The organism is Alcaligenes sp. GW821-FHT11D07, assembly GCF_058808495.1.
Genome location: NZ_JBXART010000001.1, coordinates 263143 through 288550, shown reverse-complemented (window position 1 = coordinate 288550; position 25408 = coordinate 263143). Strand labels below are relative to the sequence as shown.

Below are 25408 nucleotides of genomic sequence, written 5' to 3'. Positions count from 1 at the left end.
GGCCTTAGCGATAAGGTGCGTCTGCGGCACGACGACGAGCGATCTCGTCTTCGTAGCGGTCACCGATAGCCAGCAGCATGTCCTTGGTGTAGTACAAATCGCCGCGCTTCTCACCGTGGTATTCGTGAATGTGCGTTTCCACGATCGAATCGACCGGGCAGCTTTCTTCACAGAAACCACAGAAAATGCACTTGGCCAGATCGATGTCGTAACGCGTGGTGCGGCGCGTGCCGTCCTCGCGTTCTGCCGACTCGATCGAGATGGCCATGGCTGGACATACTGCTTCGCACAGTTTGCACGCGATGCAACGCTCTTCGCCGTTCTCGTAGCGACGCAAAGCGTGCAGACCGCGAAAACGTGGCGAAGTAGGCGTGGTTTCAACGGGATAGCGCAGCGTAACTTTACGCTTGAAGAAATACTTCCCCGTCAGGCGCATGCCTTTGAGCATCTCGGACAGCATCAGGCTGCCAAAGAAATCTTTGATTGCTTCCATAATTTTGCCCCTTAGCCTTAATGCCAGATGTTCCAGGGCGTCTGCATCCAGATCGCCACAATAACCAGCCAAACACCGGTCAGCGGGATAAATACTTTCCAACCCAAGCGCATGATCTGGTCATAGCGGTAACGTGGGAAAGTCGCACGGAACCAGATGAACATGGAGACCACGACGAAGGTCTTCAGACCCAGCCACAGCCACCCCGGAATCCAGGTAAAGGGAGCGAACTCGACAATCGGAGTCCAACCACCCAAGAACATGATGGACGCCAGTGCCGACAAGAAAATCATGTTGGCATATTCGCCCAGGAAGAACAGAGCAAAACCGGTACCGGAATACTCCACCATGGGACCAGCCACAATTTCCGACTCGCCTTCCACCACGTCAAACGGGTGACGGTTGGTTTCAGCAACAGCGGAAATAACGTAGATCACAAACAGTGGCAGCAGAGGCAGCCAGTTCCAGGAAAGGAAGTTCAAGCCCTTGTCCGCAAAGTAGCCCTGAGTCTGACCCACCACAATGCCCGACAGGTTCAGTGTGCCGGAAACCAGCAACACCGTAATCAGGACAAAGCCAATGGCCAGTTCGTAGGACAGAACCTGAGCGGCTGCACGCAGACCACCCAGCAAAGCGTACTTGGAGTTGGACGCCCAACCCGCCACGATCACACCGTACACACCCAGCGAAGTAATCGCCAGGATGTAGAGCAGACCTGCATTAATGTCGGACAAAACCACTTCTGGGCTGAAAGGAATCACAGCCCAGGCGGCCAAAGCAGGCATCAAGGTGACCACCGGAGCCAACAGGTACAGGACCTTGTTGGATTGCGCCGGAATGATCAGCTCTTTGGTCAGCAGTTTGAAAACGTCAGCAAAAGGCTGCAGCAAACCGCGGTAACCGACACGGGTCGGTCCCAAGCGGGAGTGCATGAAGCCAATCATCTTGCGTTCCCAGTACGTCAGGTAGGCCACACACAAAATGACAGGTACCGCAATCGCGACAACCTTCAGCAGCGTCCACACCACATACCAGGCGGTGGGACCCAACAGGTCCGTACCGTAGCTATTGATGGTAGAGAGGAAATCCATGTTACGCACGCTCCACTGTCAATTGACCGAATGCGCTACCCAAAGCGGCAGTTTCAGAAAAAGCGGTGGCAACACGCACCGAGTTCAAGGCCACGGTGTCATCCAACTGCGCAGGCAGGCTGATTTCACCTTGCGAAGAACGAACCTTCACCAGATCGCCATCGGCCAGACCCAACTGAGTCAACGTTGCGGCAGCCATGCGAGCCGTTGGCGCTGCCGATGCAGGCGTTTGCTGCAAAGGAGCCGAACGGCGCACCAGCGCATCACTACGGTAAATAGGTACATCGGCCACACGCTCCAGACCACTGCCCTCAGGCAATACGCTGGCAGCCAGATTAATCTGGTTGGACAGACGCGATTCCACGCCGGCAGCCATGACAGAGTCACGAACCGATTCGGAGGTTTCATCGTCAAAGCCATCCAGCTGGAACAAGTTGCCCAGCACACGCAAGACTTTCCAGCCTGGACGTGTATCGCCTACCGGAGCGGCAGCACCCTTGAAGCTTTGCACACGGCCTTCGGCATTCACAAAAGTGCCGGAGGTTTCAGTGAAAGGCGACACAGGCAGCATGACATCGGCCCACTGCTCAGCAGCGGAACGATAGGAGGTCAGTGCCACCGAGAAGGTTGCGGACTTCAGCGTTTCAACAGCACGTTCACCCAGATCGCTGTCCAGCGCAGGCTCGACGTTCAGAACCAGATAAGCACGCAGGGTTTGAGCCAGCATTTGCTCAGCAGTCAAACCGCCCTTGCCGGGAACAGCATTGGCCAGGTAACCACCAACCGTGTTACCACCGGCAGTCAAGAAGCCCAGCTTGCCGCCGCTTGCCTGTGCAATGGCATTGGCGTTCGCAGCAATCACACTGGCTTGATCCGAATTAACGGCCATATTGCCCAGCAGAATGGCCACACGCTCGCCCGAGGCCAGGCTGTCAGCAATTTGCTGAGCCTGGGCAGACACTTGCACGCCTTCCAGACCAGCAGGAACGGCAGCGTCTTTGGCTTTGGCAACGGCCACCAGAACCTGAGCCAAGGAGTTGGCCAACTGGCTAGGAGCCACAGTGATGCGGCCAGCAATCGCATTGAACAATGGATTATCGGCAGCCGAATCAATAAAGGAAACTTGAGCACCGCGTTTGACGGCCTGACGCAGACGCTGAGCCATCAAAGGATGATCTTTACGCAGGAACGAACCGACGACCAGAACACGATCCAGCTCGTTCAGAGCCGTCAACGGCATGCCCAGCCAAGGTACACCGGCCAGAGCGCCATCCAAACGCGCATCGGTCTGACGCAGACGGAAGTCCACGTTTTCAGTACCCAAAGCACGACCCAGACGAGCCAGCAAAGCCAGTTCTTCTGTGGTGGAAGTCGCCGAACCAATACAGCCCAGCTGATCGGCACCAAACTTTTCGCGCACGGCATTCATGCCAGCAACAATAGTTTGCATGGCGTCGTTCCAGGAGGACTCACGCCACTGACCGTCATCACCACGCACCATGGGGCGAGTCAAACGGTCTTCGGTGTACAGGCCTTCGTAAGAGAAACGGTCACGGTCGCTGATCCAGCACTCGTTGACTTCTTCGTTCTCGAAAGGCACGACACGCAGCACTTTGTCCATCTTGGCTTGCAGCACCAGGTTGGCACCCACGCTGTCGTGCGGGCTAACGCTGCGACGACGGGCCAATTCCCAGGTACGGGCATTGAAGCGGAATGGCTTGGAGAGCAAAGCACCCACTGGGCAGACGTCAATCATATTGCCCGACAGCTCGGACTCGACTGCACGACCCACGAAGGTAGTGATTTCGGCGTGTTCGCCGCGGTTGAGCATACCAACCTCTTGAACACCGGCGATCTCTTCGCCAGTACGCACACAGCGGGTGCAATGAATGCAACGCTGCATGGCTTCAGTGGAGATCAGCGGGCCCATGGACTTGGCGGCTACAACGCGCTTTTCTTCCTTGTAGCGCGACTCGGAGCTACCGTAACCCACGGCCAGATCCTGCAGCTGACACTCACCACCCTGGTCGCATACGGGGCAATCCAGAGGGTGGTTGATCAGCAGAAATTCCATGACGCTTTTTTGAGCGGCAATGGCTTTTTCCGAACGAGTACGCACAACCATGCCGTTGGTGACGGGGGTGGCACAAGCAGGCAAAGGCTTGGGTGCTTTTTCCACGTCTACCAAACACATGCGGCAGTTGGCGGCAATACTCAGTTTTTTGTGATAACAGAAGTGCGGCACGTAGACCCCGGCGTCATGGGCAGCCTGAATGACCATGCTGCCTTCCGGGGCGTCAACTTTAATGCCATCGATGGTGAGTTCTACCATTACGTTGTCCTGGCCTACAAATATTGAGGCACCACACAGCCTTTATGCTCGATGTGGTGTGCGAACTCGTCGCGGAAATGCTTAACGAAACTGCGCACCGGCATGGCAGCAGCGTCACCCAGGGCGCAAATAGTGCGGCCCATGATGTTCTGTGCGATGTCATCGAGCATGTCCAGGTCTTCAGCACGACCCTGACCGTTCTCGATACGATGCACCATGCGCCACAACCAGCCAGTACCTTCCCGGCACGGCGTACATTGGCCGCAGCTTTCGTGATAGTAAAAATATGACAGGCGCAGCAAGGACTTCACCATGCAGCGGGTCTCATCCATCACGATGACGGCACCGGAACCCAGCATGGAGCCGGCCTTGGCGATGGAGTCATAGTCCAGATTGGTCGCCATGATGATGTCAGCTGGCAAAACGGGCGAGCTGGAACCACCGGGAATCACTGCTTTCAGTTTGCGACCATCGCGCATGCCACCGGCCAACTCCAGCAGAGTGGCAAATGGAGTACCCAGTGGCACTTCGTAGTTACCGGGACGCTCTACGTCGCCAGTAATGGAGAAGATCTTGGTACCACCTGCGTTAGGAATACCGACTTCCAGGTATTCCTGACCGCTATTGCGCAAAATCCAGGGAACAGCCGCAAAAGTTTCGGTGTTATTGATGGTAGTGGGCTTGCCGTACAGACCAAAGCTGGCGGGGAATGGCGGCTTGAAGCGTGGCTGCCCCTTCTTGCCTTCCAGAGACTCCAGCAATGCGGTTTCTTCACCGCAAATGTAGGCGCCGTAACCATGGAACGCATGTAGCTGGAAGTTAAAGTCCGAGCCCAGGATATTGTCACCCAGGAAGCCAGCTGCACGAGCTTGCTCCAGCGCTTCTTCAAAACGCTGATAAATCTCGAACACTTCACCGTGGATATAGTTGTAGCCCACAGTAATGCCCATCGCGTAGGCAGCAATCGCCATGCCTTCGATCACGATATGCGGGTTAAAGCGCAGAATATCGCGGTCTTTAAAGGTGCCGGGCTCGCCCTCGTCAGAGTTGCACACCAGGTACTTTTGACCTGGCAATGTGCGGGGCATAAAGCTCCACTTCAAACCCGAAGGGAAACCTGCACCACCACGACCACGCAAAGCCGAAGTTTTGACTTCAGCAATCACGTCCTCAGGCTTCATGCCAGTGGTCAAGACTTTACGCAGGGCTTCGTAGCCACCGCGCTTGACGTACTCTTCCAGGCCCCAGTTATCGCCGTTCAAACCAGCAAGAATCTGTGGCTGGATGTGGCGATCATGAAAAATCATGCTGCGCGACAGATCGCCACCAGGGTTAGGTTCCAATCCCTGTGCGAACTTACGCAGAATGTCCGGTGCAATCATGCCGATTCTCCGTGTGTCTTCAATTCTTCGAGCATGGCATCAATGCGCTCGGCTTCCATACGCACGCACATGTGCTGGTTGTTCAGCAACATGACGGGCGAATCACCACATGAGCCCATGCACTCACCCATAATCAGGGAGAACTGGCCGTCAGCCGTGGTTTCACCGTATTCGATACCCAATTTTTCTTTCAGGTATTCACCTGCCTTGACACCGTCACGCAGCGCACAGGGCAGGTTCGTACATACAGAAATCGTGACGCGGCCAACAGGCTTGGTGTGGAACATGTTGTAGAAGGTCGCGACCTCCTGAACAGCAATGGGCTCCACGCCAATGTATTTGGCAACATCCTCGATAATTTCAGGCGACACCCAGCCTTTTTCCTGCTGGGCGATGGCCAAAGAGGCCATGATGGCAGAACGACCTTGATCTGCCGGGAACTTACTCAGTTCCTTATCAATCTGTTGGTAGGCTTTTTCGGAAAGCAACATAATTCGGTTCCGTTTTTCCAGGCGCGACCTTAACGGTCGATCTCGCCAAACACAATGTCCTGCGTGCCGATGATTGTGACCGCGTCAGCAATCATGTGACCGCGGCTCATTTCATCGAGGGCCTGCAAGTGGACGAAGCCCGGAGCACGGATCTTCATGCGGTAAGGCTTGTTACCACCGTCAGAAACCATATAAATGCCAAACTCGCCCTTTGGATGCTCCACGCCGGCATACACTTCGCCGGTTGGCACGTGCATACCTTCGGAGAACAGTTTGAAATGGTGGATCAAGTCCTCCATCCCGGTTTTCATGCGTTCACGCGAAGGCGGTGCCACTTTGTGGTTATCCGTGATGACAGGGCCGGGGTTGTTACGCAGCCACTGCACACACTGACGAATGATGCGGTTACTCTCGCGCATTTCAGCAATGCGGACCAGGTAGCGGTCATAGGAGTCGCCGTTACGGCCCACGGGAACATCAAAATCAACGCGATCGTAGACTTCGTAGGGCTGCATCTTGCGCAAATCCCACTCCACACCCGAGCCACGCAGCATGGGGCCGGTAAAGCCCAAAGCCATGGCGCGTTCTGGGGAGACAACGCCCACACCTACCAGACGCTGCTTCCAGATACGGTTATCGGTCAGCAGGGTCTCGTATTCGTCCACGCAGGCGGGGAAGCGATTGGTGAAGTCTTCGATGAAATCCAGCAAAGAGCCTGAACGAGCTTCGTTCATGGCTTTCAGTTCTTTGTCGGAACGATATTTATTGGCCTTGTACTGAGGCATGGTCTCAGGCAAGTCGCGGTAGACACCACCAGGACGGTAGTAAGCCGCGTGCAAACGAGCACCAGAAACCGCTTCGTAGCAGTCCATCAGGTCTTCGCGTTCACGAAAGGCGTACAAGAACACGGCCATGGCGCCCACGTCCAGCGCATGCGAACCCACCGACATCAGGTGATTCAGAATGCGTGTGATCTCGTCAAACATGACGCGGATGTACTGACCACGCAACGGCACCTCGACACCGATCAGACGCTCTACAGCCATGCAGTAAGCATGCTCATTGACCATCATGGACACATAATCCAGACGATCCATGTAAGGCAAGGCTTGCAAGTAAGTGCGGTGTTCGGCCAACTTCTCAGTGGCACGGTGCAACAGACCAATATGGGGGTCAGCACGCTGAATGACTTCGCCGTCCAGTTCAAGCACCAGGCGCAACACACCGTGTGCGGCTGGGTGCTGAGGACCAAAGTTCAGGGTGTAGTTTTGAATTTCTGCCATGATGCTTATCGCCCAATTCCGTAATCGTCCTCGCGCACCACTCGTGGCGTGATTTCACGCGGTTCGATGGTGACGGGCTGGTAAATGACCCGCTTCTGCTCGGTGTCATAACGCATTTCGACGTAGCCGGAGATGGGGAAGTCTTTGCGGAAAGGATGACCGATGAAACCGTAGTCAGTCAGGATGCGACGCAGATCAGGGTGGTTCTCAAAAATAATGCCGTACAGGTCAAACGCTTCGCGCTCGAACCAGTTCACCGAAGGCCAGACCTCAAACAGGGTCGGCAAAGCGGGAAAGTCGTCATTAGGCACAAAGCAGCGCACACGCAGGCGCCAGTTGTGCTTCAAGGACATCAAGTGCAGCACAACCGCAAAGCGATGGGGAAACTGGCCCGCTGCTGCCTGGTACGTCGGCGCTTTCCAAGCGGAATAATCAATTCCGCACAAATCTATACAGGTCTCAAAGCGCAGGTCAGCGTGGTCGCGCAGCAAGGTGCAGGTATCGACCCATGCATCAACTGGCACTTCCAAAGTGAGCTCATTGAGCGCTTGCGTCAACGCAGCCTGTTCACCCAGGATGGAGAGCAGGTTCGTTTTTAAATTTTCTAGCCGTGTCATAGTCTTGTTTAGCCTGTTCTAACCGTTCAGCGTGCGATGGTATTGGTCAAACGGATCTTGTTTTGCATTTGCAGCAAACCGTAAACCAAGGCTTCAGCGGTCGGAGGACAGCCAGGCACATACACGTCTACTGGCACGATGCGGTCACAGCCGCGCACCACCGAGTAGGAGTAATGGTAGTAGCCACCACCGTTGGCACAGGAGCCCATGGAGACCACCCAGCGCGGCTCGGCCATCTGGTCGTACACCTTACGCAAGGCGGGCGCCATCTTGTTGCACAGCGTGCCTGCCACAATCATCAAGTCAGATTGACGAGGGCTGGGGCGGAAAATAATGCCAAATTGGTCCAGGTCATAACGAGCTGCACCCGCGTGCATCATTTCCACTGCACAACAGGCCAGACCAAATGTCATGGGCCACATAGACCCTGTTTTTGCCCAGTTCAGAAACTTGTCTGCACTGGTTGTCACAAAACCTTCTTTGAGAATGCCGTCGATAGCCATAGTAGTTGCCTTTTGCCGGATCAGGCACTGGGAAGACCCGGCCTATCCTGTTGCTGACCAAACCCGCTGTCATCAAGACGCATCCTCGTGCCCCTTATGTCCAGCAGCAGACGCGAAAACCCCTGTAAGAGTTCTCTATGGATGGGTTATTCCCAATCCAGAGCGCCTTTTTTCCATTCGTAGATAAAACCGACCGTCAAAACGGCCAAAAACGCCATCACCGTCCAGAAGCCGACCAGGCCTACTGTCCCATTGGCCATAGCCCAGGGAAACAGAAAAGCGATTTCCAGATCGAACATGATGAACAGAATCGCGATCAGGTAGTAACGAATGTCCACCTTCATGCGCGAATCGCCGAATGCCTCAAAACCGCATTCGTAAGGAGAGAGCTTTTCAGGGTCGGGGCGGTTTGGACCTAACACTCGACCAACCAAAAGCAGTGCCAAGCCAATCCCAGTGGCGACGATGATAAATAGCAAAACGGGAAAGTACTCTTGCAGGTTCATGCAAAGCATCCAATCGCAGTAAATAAACTCTTGGATTGTAGCATTTTGAGAGCACAGTTTTGGGGGATAACCCCAAACCATTACATCTATGCGCGGGTGTTGCACCCATGCAGCAAAAACTGTCAGCTACCTGACCAAAAACCCTTCAACTATTGATTATTTAGATTATTCAGGGTTGCGATTCCAAGAAGCTAATGATTATCTTACCCGCTTTTGTAAGCAAAATGTCAGCCTTTAGAAGCGAGAGCGTGATTTTTTCCGCTTATTTTGTAAGCAAGACGAACAAGACCAAGTGGTCGGAACGGGAGCGTAACGACTTGGAACGGTTATTGAGCACCACACTCAAGACCGAAGAAAACAAGCAGCACAGCGGCATATGTCCGAGACTTCCCCAAGATCCACCAAAGCAGAAAGCGAATCGACTAATCGATCACACCACCACCGCCACCACATCAAAGCCACCACAATACCGCTATCAACCCCTGCTGTGTCACAGCCCATCATCAACCCAGGAGTCAAAGAGGCACCCCATCGATCAAGAAGACTAAAAGACAGCCGATATAGCGGCAAGCATATAAGCCTGCACCATTAATCCATGCACCCCAGCCACACCGAAGGAATAAAGAACCACAAAAAAGCGGGCAATAAAAAAGCCACCCCGAAGGATGGCTTTTTATACTTCCTCAGTTCAAGCCAGCCCGAGAGCTGGCTTATCACAACGCGCAGACAAGCTACGCGAAACGATTAGAACTGGTGACGCAGACCAACACCGATCAGTGTGGACTTAGCATCAGGCATGAAGTACACGTTCTTGGCGTAGGAGCCAATTGCGTACACGTTCGTGCGCTTGCTCAGTGGGTGGCTGTAACCCAGGCTGTAAGTATGCTGCTTCTTCATTTCCCATGGGCCATTGCTATCAGACAATGTGTTTGGAGCCGAACGGGGATCAGCCATCGTCCAGGAACCCATGATGGTACCGGCGCCAACAGGTGCAGACAAACCAACCAAGTAGGAATTAACCTTCAGGCCTTTACCCAGACCAACTTGCTTGTTCAACTCACCAAAAGTTTGACCTTCGAACAGGCCGTCACGAGTTTGACCGAAAGCCAAGTAGGCCTTCACAACCTCAAAGTCGTAGCTACCGCCAATGTTCCAAGACTTAACTGTGGAATCACCGCCGTCGTTGTATTCGAAACGATCAGCATTGCTGTTGAACGAAATACCACGCTTACGGATTTGATCGTAGGACACAGCCAGACCGACTGGGCCATTCGCGTAACGCAGACCAGCAGTAACTGCTTGACGGTTCAAATCTTTGTTGTTGCCAGTAATATTAGTACCGGTGGAAACATCATAAACAGTCAGATCTTTGTCCCAAGCCTGTTTGCCATCACCATTGAAGGAGTAGCCAACGCCGAACTGGAAGCCGGAGAAGTTAGGGGTTTGGTACATGACCATGTTGTCGTAACGAACGGTGTTAGCTGCAGTGAATGCACCACCGATGTTAGCCTGATCGAAGCCACCGCCAAATGGATCAGCAACAGCGCTCAAGTACTTGGACGAGATGTTGGTTTGACGACCGAAGTCCAGTTGACCCCAGCTGTCACCAGCCAGACCCAGAGTGGCTTGACGACCGAACAGACGGCCACCTTGAGCCGAGTTACCAGTACCCAGATCAAAGCCGCTTTCCAGAACAAATACAGCGCGCAGACCATCGCCCAGATCTTCGGAACCTTTCAGGCCCCAACGGTTACCGGACTGAATGCCGTTGATCAAACCAGTACGCTTGGAGTTAAGTTCTGGCTCGTTGGCTCGTTGAGCGTAACCATCAGTGCCTTTAACTTTTTGGTAACCGATACCAGCGTCCAGAATACCGTACAGGGTGACAGACGTTTCTGCGTGTGCGACGCCAGCGAAGCCGGCCATCAGAGCAGCAGCGAGCAGAGTCTTTTTCATGTAAGAAATCTCCGTAGATTTGAGTAAATCAGAGCAGCCCAACTACAACAGTGCTGCTGCTCTTTCTAACTCCGCGATGGGAAGTTAACGATATTGCATCAAAATTCCCGTCGCTTGACTACGAAAGCCTTCGGAATCGTGAATCTTTGTGCACAGCCTGTTGGCTATACACAACAAAAACCCACTTCTAGGCGCTTTGCAGGCGGCTTTCGCCAACAACACGGTTTAGCAAGCCAAACACCGACACCTCTTAAGAACTTGCTTTAAGTCTGCACAACAAAGGGTCGTCAACACTGATCTTTTAAGAGATAAGAACAGATTCCGTTTTAAGCGCAAAAGCTCAAACAAGCTCGCGCACCCCGAAACCCGCATTTTCAGTCCACCCCGCCCAAAAGCCACCATTCTCATATAGTGAGAATACATCCCAAAGTGTAAGGGAGCGGCACGCCCAAAATTTAACGGCACCTAAACACTTAATAAGGACCTTTAAATTAAGTCTCCACACAATTTATTAGAAAGCGAACAAAACCCAAAAATAGACGAAAAAAAAACCCGCCCTTTTCAGGATCAGGTTTCATTCCCGGGCTCTGTATACAGAGCACTCTTCCGAGATTCGCTTGGTGCCGACGACGAGACTCGAACTCGTACAGCTTTCGCCACTACCCCCTCAAGATAGCGTGTCTACCAATTCCACCACGTCGGCAAATCAAGACAGCGATATTAGCATGAGAAAAGCAGGACTGTCAGCACGAAACCGCCCAAAACACCCAAAAAAGCCGCCACCAAGCCTTATTGGAGACAAACACCGCTCAATAAACAAAGCCCACCATCAAGGCGGGCTTTGTTTTACCTGATTCGGACCTGTTTTGATGAGCACCTCTATATAAGAGAAGCAAAACAGACCAGAAGATCAAATAGCGACTTATTTTGCGTCAGGCACTGCTGGAGCTTCCTGATTCTCAGGTGCTGCTGAAGGAACAGAGGATGGCACAGCTGCTGCAGGAGCAGGAACCGAAGCCGCACCAGATGGAGCGCCGCCTGGCACTGACGACTCAAAGCCTTGCATCACACCCGCATCTGCTTTCTGAGCAGGATGGTGAGCCACCCAAGCCAGACCACCAGTAGAAACAAAAAAGATGATGGCTGCCCACTTGGTCATACGAGACAAAAAGTTGGCCGCACCCGCTGCACCAAACACACTACCCGCAGAGCCACCACCAAAAGCAGAGCCCATATCAGCGCCCTTACCTTGCTGCAGAAGCACCAGACCAATAATCAACAGCGAGGAGATAACCTGCACCGCCATCAGAACGGAAGACATCCAATCTTGCATTTAAAGACTCCAGACCCTTTAAGCGGCCACAATACGTAAAAATTCCTGCGCATCCAAAGATGCACCACCCACCAAGGCACCATCAATATCCGGCATGGCGAACAGCTCAGCGGCATTATCCGCTTTCACACTACCACCGTACAGAATGCGCAACTGATCCGATCCCATATACGCACGAATCTGCTGATGCATTTGCTGGGCCTGCTCCGGCGTTGCCGTCAAACCCGTACCAATCGCCCAAACCGGCTCATAAGCCACCACCAACCTGGACACTATTACTTTTCCCAGAGCCTTGATAGGCTCCAACTGATCTTGCACCACACAGGTCTCTTGCCCAGCTTGGCGATCGGCTAGTTGCTCACCAATACAAACAATAGGACTTAAACCCGCATCCAGTGCGGCGACAACTTTTGCAGCAACCAAAGCGCTACTTTCCTGATGATACTGCCTACGCTCGGAGTGCCCGACAATAACCCAGCGACAACCCACATCAGCCAGCATAGCGCCCGAGATTTCGCCGGTATAAGCACCTTTGGCATGTACGCTGATATCTTGGGCACCGACTGCAATTGCCGAGTCCTTCAAGATATCTGCCACCTGGGACACATACACATACGGAACACAGACCACTACATCACAATCTGCCTGCGCATCAGGCTGAACGATCAGTTCTTGCAGAAGACGGCTGTTGCCATCGAGCGAGCCATTTAATTTCCAATTGCCCGCAACCAGTCGTTTACGCGAAGAATGTACGCTCATTGCTCCCTTGATGCCAGTCAAAAAGTTACACCAACGCCTACAATCCAGGCGCAGCTAACCGGCTATTGTAGCGCGAGCCAATCCATTTCGCGCGCATTTAGCTGAAAATTCCTTTGAAACTCCAAAGAAAAAGGGTGGCTAAGCCACCCCCTGCTGCTTTTAGGGAACAAGAATGATCTTGCCCACCTGTTCACCCGCCTCCATCATGGCATGCGCATCGCAAGCCTGCTCCAGCGGAAAAGTGGCGTGAATCAAAGGCCGAACCTGCCCCGCCTCCAGCAATGGCCAAACGCGCTCGCGCAAAGACTGAGCCAATTGCCCCTTGAACTCCACCGAACGAGACCTTAAGGTCGAGCCCGTAATCGTCAAACGGCGTCGCAGGATTTCCCCACAATTAATAGTGGCTTTCACCCCACCCAGCAAAGCAATAATGACGATGCGGCCATCGTCAGCCAAGCAGGTAAGGTCTCGATTGATATAGTCGCCCGAGACCATATCCAGAATGACATCAACACCATGACCGTCGGTTTTGCTCTTGATGACATCCTCATAAACTTCAGTTTTGTAGTTGATGCCAATCCCGCCCAGACGATTAATAGCCTCAACACGTTCGTCGCTACCCGCCGTGGCATACACCGTATGCCCCAAGGCGACGGCCAGTTGGATCGCTGTCGTTCCAATGCCACTCGCTCCGCCATGCACCAGCAAAGTTTCTCCTTTGCTCAACTGGCCACGATCAAAGACGTTGCTCCAGACGGTAAAGAAAGTCTCTGGCAAACCGGCGGCCTCGATCAAGCTGAAACCAGCAGGAATAGGCAAGCACTGCTGCACTGGGACCACGCAATACTCTGCGTAGCCGCCACCCGTTACCAAAGCGCAGACCTGATCACCAACTTTGAAAGGGCTGCCCTGCACATCACCGGATACGATCTCACCCGCCAACTCCAAGCCGGGAATATCAGACGCGCCGGCAGGGGGAGGATACGCACCAGCTCGCTGCAGAACATCGGGGCGATTCACGCCAGCCGCCAAAACCTTAACCAGCACTTCCCCTGGCCCGGTTTGCGGCATAGGCCGATCAGCAACGCGCAATACCTCCGGTTTTCCGAACTCAGTGATTTCAACTGCTCGCATATTCACTCCAGATATCAAATTCATTTCCTCGGCCTGCCCGCACCCTATAGATAAGGTAAGCAGCCGTACCAGGTGCAATCTATCATAGGCACCCGCCACAGATGCCCTATTCCTGCAGAGAAAACGCATTATTTCCATGACGCTGGCAATTTTATACGTTACACTTTAAGGCTTTCCTGGCCGCAAAGCTTTTTGCCATCGCGACTAGCCAGGGGATAAGCAAAATTGATAGGAAGCGTGCCAGAGCGGTTGAATGGACCGGTCTTGAAAACCGGCGATGGGGTAACCCATCCGTGAGTTCGAATCTCACCGCTTCCGCCAAAACCCCATAAGTTGTAGATTTTCCTATAGTCCCTTTTTTATGAGGTTACTTAGGTGATAGGCATGCAAAAAACCATGCCTATATGAATCAACAATTATGAGTGCCATAGTATTTTCACCGCCAAGATATTCTCGCCATTGATATGTGCGCCTGCCGCCCTCAGCGCACCAAAAGAACATCACTGGTGTTAAAGAATGTCAGCAATCGGCCGGCCATACCGACCTAGAACGATCCAAATCCTTAGACCTGATTCACAGGACGGATTACTTCTTGGTCCAGCACCTAAAAGCCGAGCACCACACCCAGTTCAGCGCTGCTACCCAGTACCATCGCGCTAACTGTCTGTCCGCCCATCTGTGTTTGTGTGTTTGCTAAAACCATTGCTGCGGCTGCTTGGATGTCATACACCGTTCTGCGCAATGCGATTGTGTCAGTTCAATAGGGGGCATCCGTGAGTCAAATTGGCTGCCCATAAGCATCTGCACACTAGCTACGAGCAAATCACGGCCCATACCCCTAAAGATACTCATAGTCTCAAGCTGAGCGTCATGGCCTATATTCATCAGCACCACCACCGCCGCACAACCTACCGCAATACTCAGCAACGCCAACATAGCGCGTCACATTACGCGAAGCGCCACGATACAACAAAGGCAAGGCCACCTTATCCAAAGTAGTAAGCCTTGGCAGAAGATTGGAACTCTGAAATACAAATCCAATGATTCGGTTGCGCGTCATGGCCCGCATGAATAGATAGCGTCACATTGTGCAAGACAGGCTGCATGGACGCGCCCATGATGTATCCATGTGAGACTCCCTGCAAACTAATCAGGCTCGTGCCGAGTGTTCCAGGCATACGCTTTCTTTCTGTCCTCGTAGTTGTTATCAACCTCACACACTTGGCTCAACCAGCGCATCAGCGTTTTCAGCCTATCAAGCTCAGGACATCAAAGGCTTTAATATAAATTCACAATCACCGGTTAAAAGATGTTTGGGATACATAGCTCATCTCCTCTCTTTCGCTTAGCTGACTAACATTCAACTTAGCGTCCAGCCCCCATAGAGAAGAGAAATCCTCCAGCGATTCAGTAATGCCACCTGTGAGAACGTGATATGTCAATTTCGCTTCATAATCAGCTGGAATTTGTATAACTCGATCAATGGCTGGCATCGATTTATAAAAATTAAGCAAATCAATAAGGGAGTCAACGACTTTACCAGTGCGGTTATATTCTTCATTCATTTTTGCTACAACTATTCTTTTCTGCACTTGGTCTTGATCATAGGCCTCACTCCAGGCGGCATGGCGCTCGTTCACAGTGAATATTCCACTTTCGTCATAAGCAATAAGGGAGAGTTGTTCACGGCTCATTCCCTTGAAAGGATTGGGGCCTTCACGATTTATAAAAGCAGTTGATTGCTGTGCGCGTGCTAAATGCAAAGGATCGCCGGTTTTAGGGACCTCAGCATCGTGAATTTTTCTATTGGCCCAATAATCAGATCCAACAATTTTATTAACAATATGTTTGCCTTTTATGGCGAGTTCCTGACGAGTCAGGCTGATTTCTCGAGTAAATGCACGACTCTCCGCCTCGCTCAACTGTTGAGCAAATGATGAAAAATCTACTATTTTCTTGCTTGTGCTTGCGGCCGCATTTGTCGCCGGAGAGGATGGTGCGATACCATTCGATTCCCGTTTTATAGCGCTATCTGTGAGCAGATCGCTTTGAACTTCAACTACCGTCTTAGCAGTATTAATAATATTCATAGCAACTTATCCATTTTAGACTCTTGCAATTTTTTTAAATATATTCTCTGGAAGTTCCACGACAAACTCTCGAGCCATACGCTTAGGTGTATCGCCACTAACCATTAATCCGCTAAACACCGCAGATTCGTTAGCATTTTTACTCCACTGGGGCGTCATGCTCCCACCTGGACCGATCATGTTGACATAGGTCGTACTGAACGTGCGCTCTTTTCCACCCAGCGGGCGATTTCCCATCCTATAACGAACTAGTGCAGCATTTCCATTGGCGCTAACGTTGCTCTGAACTCTGTAGGTGTCAGAATTAAATAGGTTCCCTATTGATGCAGGCTTAGGGCTTATTGTTGCATGCGTACTTGATTCACTCACAGTAGCTATTGTGGAGTTTGCTGCCTCAGCATCCAGATTCTTGAAAGTTACCGTTACGAACGTCCCTGCATAAACCATATCAGCAGTCGACATCAATATAGCGGCCACAGAAACAAGCAAAGACTTTTGGACGTATATTTCAAATAACTCCATACGTTAACGGGGTACTGCCTATATGCATGAAGGGGGAAGGATTGTCATGCGATATTTTTAGTAGATACACATACAGAAGTGGCGACTTCTCGCCCTTATAGTTGTGCACTCGGCTATTCCAGAACCTTGGCTCAAGAGCTTGTAAATATCACTACCAACCCCAAGCTCGCCTCCGATCTTTGCTAGTTGACGGTAGAATTAATCAAAAAGTTAGCATTCTCCAAATTTGAACAAAAAATAAAAAAACTGGATTCCTCGGGAAAATTTTTCTGGCTTATCGATCTAAACAATTTCCTCGCATTAGATGCAACGCTCTAATATAAAAAACCTATCAATCAGATCCGTTCTATAAAGCCGTTTCTCATAAACAGCTCTTATATATTGGTTCACTAGCGAAACGCCTCGCTTTTTATTTACTTTAGAATTTACATAAAACACCTAAAAAACGAAAATATTTTTATCAAATTTTCCAAAAATTCCAAACATCATAATTAGGTACTAGCAATAATTAGACATCACAGTGCTTATAGGTGTTTCTAGTATTTTTTATCATTAGCAGGGTTGGTATTTATCAGCACGACTGATTTCAATAACTCGAGGCTGATGGTATCAATGGTACGTCGACTCATCAGCATATTCTCCCAACCCATTCCACCCTGTTTTTGGTCGATACCAAAATAAGTCGTTCGCTATTTTTAGCTGGGCTCACCCAAAAAAAACGGGCGTTGTGACGCCATACTTCTCCCTCTCCCTCAAGGTGTAGGAACAAGTCCTCGTAGAGTGTGTAGCGCCAAGCACTCACAAACAGAAGGCGTATTCGGCTTAGCAGCCAAGATCAACGCATAGAACCATGGGGCAATTGTTAAGCAGCCTGCTGAGCAAACCGCCACCTGCCAGAGACTAGGCGAAGTGACTCAATATAAGGGGTTCAATACGCATGCTATTGATTAAAGGCGACTTATACTAAATCTGAGCACTAGATGATTTCAAGTTTGCATTATGCGAAAGAACTGTGCCATAATGCTTGGCTCAGCCGATGTTAATCGATTGATTTTATTGGTGTTGTGTGAAAGCTGGTGCTAATCTCATCACTTTCGCCAAGATACCCGCTGCATCCATGGCGGAATTGGTAGACGCAAGGGACTTAAAATCCCTCGATCTTTGATCGTGCCGGTTCGATTCCGGCTGGATGCACCACAGCTTGAAGCCCATTGATCTATAAGTATAAAAATCGAATCAATGGCCTCGCCCCACTCCTAAAAGCTAGTTGATGGCCTGATTGCTGCCATTTAATGCCCATAGCCATACCGAGCCTTTGCGGCAGTTAGCGCCAAACAGGCCCGCATGCGCCACGAGCAGCTACAAGGCCCTCAGGTGGCGACTCAAGTAACACTCGACCCTACAGCTATCAGCACCACAGTGCCGCTCAGCAAGCATACGCCCTGATGAACAGGCACTACATCCGTCGCCAACGCAGCATCAATCTGGAGCGAGCTCAATGCCTACCTCATCAGCCTCAGGACTAAGCACACACACTTCAGCACAAACGCAAAAAACCCGCCCAAAGGCGGGTTTTTCTTTAACTAGACCTAAGTCTTTATCAGGAAGCTGCAGGAGCCGCTGGGCCGCCTTGAGCTTCGATACCACCAATAGCCTTGATCGACAGACGCAGACGACCTTTCTCGTCAGCCTCGATGACCTTGACCTTAACAACCTGACCCACTTTCAGCACGTCATTGATGTTGGCAATACGGTAGTTTGCAATCTCGGAGATATGCAGCAAACCGTCACGGCCTGGCAGAACCTGAACAATTGCACCGAAGTCCAGCAAACGCATCACTGGGCCTTCGTATTCCTGGCCCACTTCAACTTCAGCGGTCAGCTCTTTAATACGACGCTCAGCTTCGCGAGCCTTGTCCAGATCAGCGCTGGCGATGGTAATGGTACCGTCATCCGAAATATCGATCTGTGTGCCGGTTTCTTCGGTCAGTGCACGGATAGTGGCACCACCTTTACCGATCACATCACGAATCTTCTCGGGGTTGATCTTGACGGTCAACATGCGAGGAGCAAACTCGGACATCTCAGTACGGGAACCGTCCAGAGCTTCTTTCATCTTACCCAAGATGTGCATGCGGCCCTCATGGGCCTGAGCCAATGCAACCTGCATGATTTCTTTGGTAATGCCCTGGATCTTGATATCCATCTGCAAAGCAGTAATACCTTTCTCGGTACCGGCAACCTTGAAATCCATATCGCCTAGGTGATCTTCGTCGCCCAGGATGTCAGTCAGCACAGCGAACTTGCCGCCTTCCTTGATCAGACCCATGGCCACACCTGCCACGTGATCTTGCACAGGAACGCCGGCGTCCATCATGGACAGCGAGCCACCACACACCGAAGCCATCGAGGACGAACCATTGGATTCAGTAATCTCGGACACCACGCGGATGGAGTACTGGAAGTCTTCAGCAGCAGGCAACAAAGGAGTCAGAGCGCGCTTGGCCAGACGACCGTGACCAATTTCACGACGCTTAGGGGCACCGAAACGGCCAGCTTCGCCAGTGGCGAAAGGAGGCATGTTGTAGTGCATCATGAAGCGGTCACGGTACTCGCCCATGATCGAATCGATGATTTGCTCGTCTTGCTTGGTACCCAAGGTGGTCACAACCAGAGCCTGCGTTTCACCACGGGTGAACAAGGCGCTACCGTGTGCACGAGGCAAAACGCCCAGACGGATGCTGATTGGACGAACAGTGCGGGTGTCGCGACCGTCAATACGAGGCTCGCCACCCAAAATGCGCGAACGTACGATCTTGCTTTCCAGATCGAACATCATGTTTTCAACAGCCACCAGATCAGGCTGTGCTTCGCCATTCGCGGCAACTTGAGCCAAGACTGTTTCTTTAGCTTGAGCGTACACAGCACGCAGCTGCTCGGTACGAGCTTGCTTTTCACGAGTCTGGTAGGCCTGTGTCAAACCTTCTTCAGCAGCTGCAGTCACAGCGGCCAGCAGGCTTTCATTCACAGCAGCGGGCTGCCAATTCCACTCGGGCTTGCCAGCTTCTTCAACCAGTTCGTGAATGCAGTTGATAGCAGCTTGCATTTGCTCGTGAGCAAACACTACACCACCCAGCATCACTTCTTCGGACAACTGCTTGGCTTCGGACTCAACCATCAGCACAGCTTGCTCGGTACCGGCAACAACCAGATCCAAGGTGGAGGATTTCAGCTGAGTGGCCGATGGGTTCAGCACGTACTGACCATCAACGTAACCCACGCGCGCAGCGCCAACAGGACCGTTGAAAGGAATACCGGAAATAGCCAGGGCAGCAGAAGCACCAATCATGGCAGCGATATCGGGATCAATTTCTGGATTGACCGACACGGTGTGAATGATGACTTGCACTTCGTTGTAGAAGCCCTCTGGGAACAGAGGACGCAAGGGGCGGTCGATCAAGCGGGAGATCAAGATCTCGCGCTCGGACTGACGGCCTTCACGCTTGAAAAAACCACCAGGAATCTTGCCTGCAGAGTAGGTTTTTTCAACGTAATCAACGGTCAGAGGGAAAAAATCCTGACCTGCTTTTGCTTCGGTTTTGGCAACAACGGTGGCCAACACAACAGTGTCTTCAATAGAAACCAGCACGGCACCTGACGCCTGACGTGCGATTTCTCCTGTTTCCAGCACGACGGTATGTTCGCCGTACTGGAAAGACTTGGTGACTTTATTGAACATTAGGAGAATCCTTACAATAAAAAAACCGTGCACACAGCGAAACCAGTTCGCCGAATGCACGGTTGTTTAGCGGGGAGCCAGCCCCGGTATCACTTACGCAGACCGAGTTTTTCGATCAAAGCACGGTAAGCGTCTGGATTACGACCTTTCAGGTAATCCAGCAATTTGCGACGACGGCTGACCATACGCAGCAGACCACGACGGGAGTGGTGATCTTTGTTATGAGCCTTGAAGTGGCCGGTCAATTCGTTAATGCGAGCGGTCAGCAAAGCCACTTGCACTTCTGGAGAGCCGGTATCGCCTTGTTTGCGCTGAAACTCGGAAACGATATCGACTTTTTTGATATCTGCAACTGCCATTTTATTTAGCCTCTAAGACTTGCGTTAGGACCGAGGTGCCCTAACGTGGTGAACATTAAATTGACTGTGTCCCGACCCACCTGGTCAGGCACAAGCAAACGATTATAGCGAAAAAGCAGAGCGGGCGTTAAGCATTTACAGCTTAAATCGCATTAAACACCGCAGCTTTAGTTGTTTCCACGCCGAAGTCGGGCCAAAGCTCGTGCACGACGCCAACGCCAGGCCATAACTAACCAGCCAGATAAGCCGTAAGCGCAGAACAGGCCAAACAGCACCACGGGCGGGTCCGTAGACACGAAGACAAAGACCAACACAAAAAGCAGCATGCCCCAGAACGGAACGCTGCGGCCAACGGCGAAAGACTTGCCGCTGTAGAACGGCGCGTTGGATACCATGGCCAAGCCGGCATACACCGTCAAGCCAAAGGCCACCCAAGGGATCGCATTAACCTGCAAGGACAACTTGTTATCGACTGCCAGCCAGACAAACCCGGCCACCAGAGCAGCAGCAGCAGGACTAGGCAGCCCCTGGAAGAAGCGCTTGTCCACCACTTCGATATTGGTATTGAAGCGCGCCAGACGCAAGGCGGCGCCAACAACATAGATGAAGGCGGCTAACCAGCCCCACCGCCCCAAACCTTGCATGGCCCAGACATACATGACCAGCGCAGGCGCCGCGCCAAAGGAAATCATGTCCGCCAGCGAGTCATACTGCTCACCAAAAGCCGACTGGGTGTTGGTCAAACGGGCGACACGTCCGTCCATACCGTCAAATACCAGAGCCAGAAATATGGCGATAGCCGCTGCTTCAAACCGACCATTCATGGCCTGCACAACGGCATAAAACCCCGCAAACAAATTGGCAGTGGTAAATGCGTTGGGCAGAAGATAGATGCTACGCCGACGACGGGTTTCATCATTGTGCAGATTGGGCATAGTTGATGCTTTAAGAGTTGTTACTTGAGGACTGAGCACTCGAATGTAGCATTGTACGTAAGGCTACAGAGCGTGAATAATTCAAGCAAATATAAGTCAGAATGCGTGGGGCCAGCCAGTGAGCCTGCTGCCACCGTTTTTTTCAAACGTGTTTGGCCAGACTCGACCAAAGCGCAGCTGGCCAGCAAAAAAGCCGCATGACAATGCTTGTTCTTTCAGTGCAAAGATTGAATTTTATCGTGGCAGCGCAGATACGGCCACCAGCTCGCCAATGCGGCACCTGTAACACAGAGGGCCCCCACACCGAAACACACGCCCGCCCGTCACGATCGACAGCACAATAAAAAACCGGCTGACGCCGAAAAGGCGTCAGCCGGTTCAAGTTCGTCACCAGGGCAAGCAGTAAGCCTGCCCCAATATCAAACTTAGTTCTTGGTCTTATCAACCAGCTTGTTAGCAGCGATCCAAGGCATCATGGAACGCAGCTTGCCACCCACTTGCTCGATCTGCGATTCGGCGTTGATACGACGACGCGAGATCAAAGTAGGCGCACCAGCGGCGTTTTCCAAGATAAAGTTCTTGGCGTAAACACCGGTCTGGATGTCTTCCAGACACTGGCGCATTGCTTTGCGGGTTTCTTCAGTAACGATCTTGGGACCGGTCTCGTACTCGCCGTATTCGGCGTTGTTGGAGATCGAGTAGTTCATGTTGGCAATACCGCCTTCGTAGATCAGGTCCACGATCAGCTTCAGCTCGTGCAAGCACTCGAAGTAAGCCATTTCAGGGGCGTAACCAGCGTCAACCAGTGTGTCGAAACCTGCTTTGATCAGCTCAACAGCGCCACCGCACAGAACAGCCTGTTCACCGAACAAGTCAGTTTCAGTTTCTTCGCGGAAGTTGGTTTCGATGATACCGGCACGGCCACCGCCGTTAGCGGATGCGTAGGACAAAGCCACGTCGCGAGCAGCGCCGGTCTTGTCTTGGTAAACAGCGATCAGGTGAGGAACGCCACCACCTTGGCTGTAGGTGCCGCGAACGGTGTGACCAGGAGCCTTAGGAGCAATCATGATGACGTCGATATCGTCACGTGGCACAACTTGGCCGTAGTGAACGTTAAAGCCGTGAGCAAATGCCAGAGCAGCGCCGGGCTTGATGTTCTCGGCAACCTGGTTGCGGTAGACCTCAGCAATGTTTTCGTCAGGCAACAAGATCATGACCACATCGGCGCCTTTAACGGCTTCAGCCACTTCCTGAACTTTCAGGCCAGCGTTCTCAGCTTTGCTCCAGGAAGCGCCGCCTTTACGCAGACCAACAACCACGTTCACGCCGGACTCGTGCAGGTTCAGGGCGTGGGCGTGGCCTTGCGAGCCGTAACCGATGATAGCAACGGTCTTGCCTTTGATCAGGGAAAGATCACAATCCTTGTCGTAGAAAACTTTCATTTCAGGTGCTCCAAATTTAATAATTTCGCTTAAACAGCAATTCGAGAATGGCCGCTCATGCAGCAGCGGCACAAAAAAGGACCTTGACTCATTACATCCAGGACAGGGCCACCGCGGTCAGCACAGCATCAAGCCGTGCCCTTATGCGAAGCTGCCTTGAAAAAGCGGCCCCTTCATAAAGGCGGTAACTATGTCCTGAAAAAGCCTTGGCTTACAGCTTTAAGACGCGTTCGCCACGGCTGACACCAGAGACCCCGGTGCGCACTGTTTCAAGAATGGCCGTACGATCCAGCGCATTAATGAAAGCAGCAATTTTGTCTTGAACACCGGTCAGTTCGATGGTGTATGTCTTGTCCGTAACATCAATGATGCGACCACGGAAAATATCCGCCATACGCTTCATCTCTTCACGTTCCTTGCCCACTGCCCGCACTTTGATCAGCATGAGCTCGCGCTCGATGTGCGGACCCTCGGACAGATCCACCACCTTGACCACGTCAACCAGACGGTTCAAGTGCTTGGTGATCTGTTCGATGACATCGTCTGACCCTTGGGTGACGATAGTCATGCGAGACAAGGTGTCGTCCTCGGTCGGAGCAACGGTCAAGGTCTCGATGTTATAGCCACGAGCCGAAAACAGACCAACCACACGGGACAGTGCGCCCGGCTCGTTTTCCAGAAGGATAGAAATGACGTGTTTCATGATTCTCTCCTTACAGATCGTCCGGGCCCAAGAGCATTTCTGTCAGGCCGCGGCCTGCTTTCACCATCGGAAACACGTTTTCCGTTTGATCCGTGATGAAGTTCAGAAATACCAGGCGGTCTTTGTGCGTGGTGAAGGCTTCGCGAATCGCGGGAACCACATCGGCTGGCTTATCAATTTCCAGACCTACGTGGCCATAGCTTTCCACCAGTTTGACAAAGTCAGGCAGTGCATCCACATAGGACTCGGAATAACGCGAGCCGTAGTCGATCTGCTGCCACTGGCGCACCATGCCCAGATAACGATTGTTCAGGCAAAGAACCTTGGGGCTTAAGCGGTACTGTTTGCAGGTAGACAGTTCCTGGATGTTCATCTGGATGGAGCCTTCACCTGTGATGACGGCAACGTCCTGACCAGGGTTGGCCATTTGCACACCCATTGCATAGGGCAAGCCCACGCCCATCGTGCCCAGGCCACCGGAGTTGATCCAGCGACGAGGCTTATTGAATTTGTAGTACTGTGCCGCCCACATCTGGTGCTGCCCCACATCAGAAGTCACAAAAGCGTTGCCGCCTGTCACTTCCCACAGGGATTCCACCACGTACTGCGGCTTGATCAGTTCGTCCGACTTGGCGTAGGCCAAGGAGTTCTTGCCACGCCAGACATTGATCTGTTTCCACCAGTCATTCAAAGCAGGCTGAGAGCTAGGCGCTTCCTGACGCGCTTGTGCGTACAGTTCGTTCAGCTCAGTCAGCACATCTTTCACACAACCGACGATAGGCACATCAACTTTGACGCGCTTGGAAATCACGGAGGGATCGATGTCAATATGAATGATCTTGCGGGGGTTTTGGCTGAAGTGACGGGTGTTACCAATCACTCGGTCGTCAAAACGGGCACCTACGGCCACCAGCACATCGCAATGCTGCATGGTCATATTGGCTTCATAGGTACCGTGCATGCCAGGCATGCCAATGTATTGATCAGCCGTGCCAGGATAGGCGCCCAAGCCCATCAAGGTAGTGGTGCAAGGGGCACCGCTTAACTTGACCAGCTCGTCAAGTTCCTTTTCAGCATTGCCCAGCACCACACCGCCACCGACATAAATCAGCGGACGTTCAGCACTGTTCAAAATCTGAACGGCTTTTTTGATTTGCCCTTGATGACCCTTGGTTACCGGTGCGTAAGAGCGCATTTTGACCTCGCCACGTTTTGGCGAGTATTTGCACATGGCAGTGGTAATGTCTTTAGGGATATCAATCAGCACAGGACCAGGACGGCCTGTGGTGGCAATGAAAAATGCCTTGCGAATGGTATCTGCCAATTCGCGGACATCGCGCACCAGGAAGTTGTGCTTGACGCAGGGACGGGTGATACCAATGGCATCACATTCCTGGAAAGCATCTTCGCCAATTGCCTGGGTGCTGACCTGTCCACTGATGATGACCATCGGGATGGAGTCCAGGTAAGCAGTCGCAATACCGGTGACGGCATTGGTGACGCCCGGGCCACTGGTTACCAGTGCCACGCCAACTTTCTGGGACGAACGGGAATAGGCATCCGCCGCATGAACAGCAGCTTGTTCATGACGCACAAGAATGTGCTGGAAGCGGTCCTGCTTGAAGATTGCGTCGTAGATATAGAGAACGGCACCGCCCGGATATCCGAAAACGTGTTCCACGCCTTCGTCCGCGAGCGCGCGCACAACAATATCTGCGCCATTTAATTCAGACATGAG

22 protein-coding genes and 3 tRNA genes are annotated in these 25408 nt (G+C 52.2%); 2 read left to right on the top strand and 23 right to left on the bottom strand.

Going from position 1 to position 25408, the window contains the following annotated elements; all coding sequences use genetic code 11:
- Window positions 1-4: 4 nt before the first annotated feature.
- The 14 genes from nuoI to AC1RSM_RS01245 all read right to left on the bottom strand — a co-directional run bounded on the left by nuoI (window position 5) and on the right by AC1RSM_RS01245 (window position 13880).
- Entirely contained in the window at window positions 5-493 is a 489-nt protein-coding gene (gene nuoI / locus AC1RSM_RS01310) for an NADH-quinone oxidoreductase subunit NuoI (RefSeq protein ID WP_189391133.1), read from the bottom strand.
- A 17-nt stretch (window positions 494-510) separates the two neighbouring features.
- On the bottom strand, window positions 511-1584 hold the full coding sequence (gene nuoH, locus AC1RSM_RS01305) for an NADH-quinone oxidoreductase subunit NuoH (RefSeq protein WP_492928713.1): 1074 nt from the start codon (window positions 1582-1584) through the stop codon (window positions 511-513).
- 1 nt (window position 1585) lies between these two features.
- Entirely contained in the window at window positions 1586-3916 is a 2331-nt protein-coding gene (gene nuoG, locus AC1RSM_RS01300; RefSeq protein ID WP_492928712.1) for an NADH-quinone oxidoreductase subunit NuoG, read from the bottom strand.
- Between the two features lie 14 nt (window positions 3917-3930).
- Window positions 3931-5298, bottom strand: coding sequence for an NADH-quinone oxidoreductase subunit NuoF (gene nuoF / locus AC1RSM_RS01295; RefSeq protein ID WP_492928710.1), 1368 nt, complete (start codon window positions 5296-5298; stop codon window positions 3931-3933).
- Window positions 5295-5789: an NADH-quinone oxidoreductase subunit NuoE gene (gene nuoE / locus AC1RSM_RS01290; protein ID WP_492928708.1), complete on the bottom strand. Its 495-nt coding sequence runs from the start codon at window positions 5787-5789 to the stop codon at window positions 5295-5297. Before nuoE ends, nuoF begins: the two co-directional genes overlap by 4 nt.
- A 29-nt stretch (window positions 5790-5818) precedes the next feature.
- Window positions 5819-7072: an NADH-quinone oxidoreductase subunit D gene (locus AC1RSM_RS01285; RefSeq protein WP_492928705.1), complete on the bottom strand. Its 1254-nt coding sequence runs from the start codon at window positions 7070-7072 to the stop codon at window positions 5819-5821.
- A gap of 5 nt (window positions 7073-7077) precedes the next feature.
- A complete protein-coding gene (locus tag AC1RSM_RS01280) occupies window positions 7078-7689 on the bottom strand; it encodes an NADH-quinone oxidoreductase subunit C (RefSeq protein WP_492928703.1) in 612 nt (203 codons plus the stop codon).
- Window positions 7690-7715: 26 nt separating this feature from the next.
- A complete protein-coding gene (locus tag AC1RSM_RS01275; protein ID WP_003801059.1) occupies window positions 7716-8192 on the bottom strand; it encodes a NuoB/complex I 20 kDa subunit family protein in 477 nt (158 codons plus the stop codon).
- A 146-nt stretch (window positions 8193-8338) separates the two neighbouring features.
- On the bottom strand, window positions 8339-8698 hold the full coding sequence (locus AC1RSM_RS01270; RefSeq protein ID WP_189391140.1) for an NADH-quinone oxidoreductase subunit A: 360 nt from the start codon (window positions 8696-8698) through the stop codon (window positions 8339-8341).
- Between the two features lie 744 nt (window positions 8699-9442).
- Window positions 9443-10654 carry a porin gene (locus AC1RSM_RS01265; RefSeq protein ID WP_492928697.1) on the bottom strand — a complete coding sequence of 404 codons (1212 nt, stop codon included), beginning with the start codon at window positions 10652-10654 and terminating at the stop codon, window positions 9443-9445.
- Between the two features lie 618 nt (window positions 10655-11272).
- Window positions 11273-11357 (bottom strand) — tRNA-Leu (locus AC1RSM_RS01260).
- 219 nt (window positions 11358-11576) lie between these two features.
- Window positions 11577-11987, bottom strand: coding sequence for a preprotein translocase subunit SecG (gene secG / locus AC1RSM_RS01255; protein ID WP_492928695.1), 411 nt, complete (start codon window positions 11985-11987; stop codon window positions 11577-11579).
- An 18-nt stretch (window positions 11988-12005) separates the two neighbouring features.
- The gene (gene tpiA / locus AC1RSM_RS01250; RefSeq protein ID WP_492928693.1) at window positions 12006-12746 is read right to left on the bottom strand and encodes a triose-phosphate isomerase; all 741 of its coding nucleotides are present in this window, start codon (window positions 12744-12746) and stop codon (window positions 12006-12008) included.
- Between the two features lie 159 nt (window positions 12747-12905).
- Complete coding sequence (locus AC1RSM_RS01245; protein WP_492928691.1) at window positions 12906-13880, bottom strand: NAD(P)H-quinone oxidoreductase; 975 nt, start codon at window positions 13878-13880, stop codon at window positions 12906-12908.
- 231 nt (window positions 13881-14111) lie between these two features.
- Here AC1RSM_RS01245 and AC1RSM_RS01240 point away from each other — a divergent pair.
- A tRNA-Ser gene (locus AC1RSM_RS01240) sits at window positions 14112-14201 on the top strand.
- Window positions 14202-14866: 665 nt separating this feature from the next.
- Here the strand turns inward: AC1RSM_RS01240 and AC1RSM_RS01235 are convergent.
- From AC1RSM_RS01235 to AC1RSM_RS01225, 3 genes are all read right to left on the bottom strand, one after another.
- Window positions 14867-15058: a hypothetical protein gene (locus AC1RSM_RS01235; RefSeq protein ID WP_492928689.1), complete on the bottom strand. Its 192-nt coding sequence runs from the start codon at window positions 15056-15058 to the stop codon at window positions 14867-14869.
- Between the two features lie 117 nt (window positions 15059-15175).
- Entirely contained in the window at window positions 15176-15970 is a 795-nt protein-coding gene (locus tag AC1RSM_RS01230; protein ID WP_492928686.1) for a hypothetical protein, read from the bottom strand.
- A 15-nt stretch (window positions 15971-15985) separates the two neighbouring features.
- The gene (locus AC1RSM_RS01225) at window positions 15986-16492 is read right to left on the bottom strand and encodes a hypothetical protein (protein ID WP_492928684.1); all 507 of its coding nucleotides are present in this window, start codon (window positions 16490-16492) and stop codon (window positions 15986-15988) included.
- Window positions 16493-17603: 1111 nt separating this feature from the next.
- Here AC1RSM_RS01225 and AC1RSM_RS01220 point away from each other — a divergent pair.
- Window positions 17604-17689: transfer RNA gene (locus AC1RSM_RS01220), tRNA-Leu, on the top strand.
- A 403-nt stretch (window positions 17690-18092) separates the two neighbouring features.
- Here the strand turns inward: AC1RSM_RS01220 and pnp are convergent.
- From pnp to ilvB, 6 genes are all read right to left on the bottom strand, one after another.
- Complete coding sequence (pnp, locus tag AC1RSM_RS01215; RefSeq protein ID WP_492928682.1) at window positions 18093-20231, bottom strand: polyribonucleotide nucleotidyltransferase; 2139 nt, start codon at window positions 20229-20231, stop codon at window positions 18093-18095.
- Between the two features lie 89 nt (window positions 20232-20320).
- On the bottom strand, window positions 20321-20590 hold the full coding sequence (gene rpsO, locus AC1RSM_RS01210; protein WP_003801068.1) for a 30S ribosomal protein S15: 270 nt from the start codon (window positions 20588-20590) through the stop codon (window positions 20321-20323).
- A gap of 167 nt (window positions 20591-20757) precedes the next feature.
- The gene (pssA, locus tag AC1RSM_RS01205; protein ID WP_492928679.1) at window positions 20758-21525 is read right to left on the bottom strand and encodes a CDP-diacylglycerol--serine O-phosphatidyltransferase; all 768 of its coding nucleotides are present in this window, start codon (window positions 21523-21525) and stop codon (window positions 20758-20760) included.
- A 425-nt stretch (window positions 21526-21950) separates the two neighbouring features.
- Entirely contained in the window at window positions 21951-22967 is a 1017-nt protein-coding gene (ilvC, locus tag AC1RSM_RS01200; protein ID WP_492928678.1) for a ketol-acid reductoisomerase, read from the bottom strand.
- Window positions 22968-23178: 211 nt separating this feature from the next.
- A complete protein-coding gene (gene ilvN / locus AC1RSM_RS01195) occupies window positions 23179-23670 on the bottom strand; it encodes an acetolactate synthase small subunit (RefSeq protein WP_189391150.1) in 492 nt (163 codons plus the stop codon).
- A 10-nt stretch (window positions 23671-23680) separates the two neighbouring features.
- A complete protein-coding gene (gene ilvB, locus AC1RSM_RS01190) occupies window positions 23681-25405 on the bottom strand; it encodes a biosynthetic-type acetolactate synthase large subunit (RefSeq protein WP_492928675.1) in 1725 nt (574 codons plus the stop codon).
- Window positions 25406-25408: the final 3 nt, after the last annotated feature.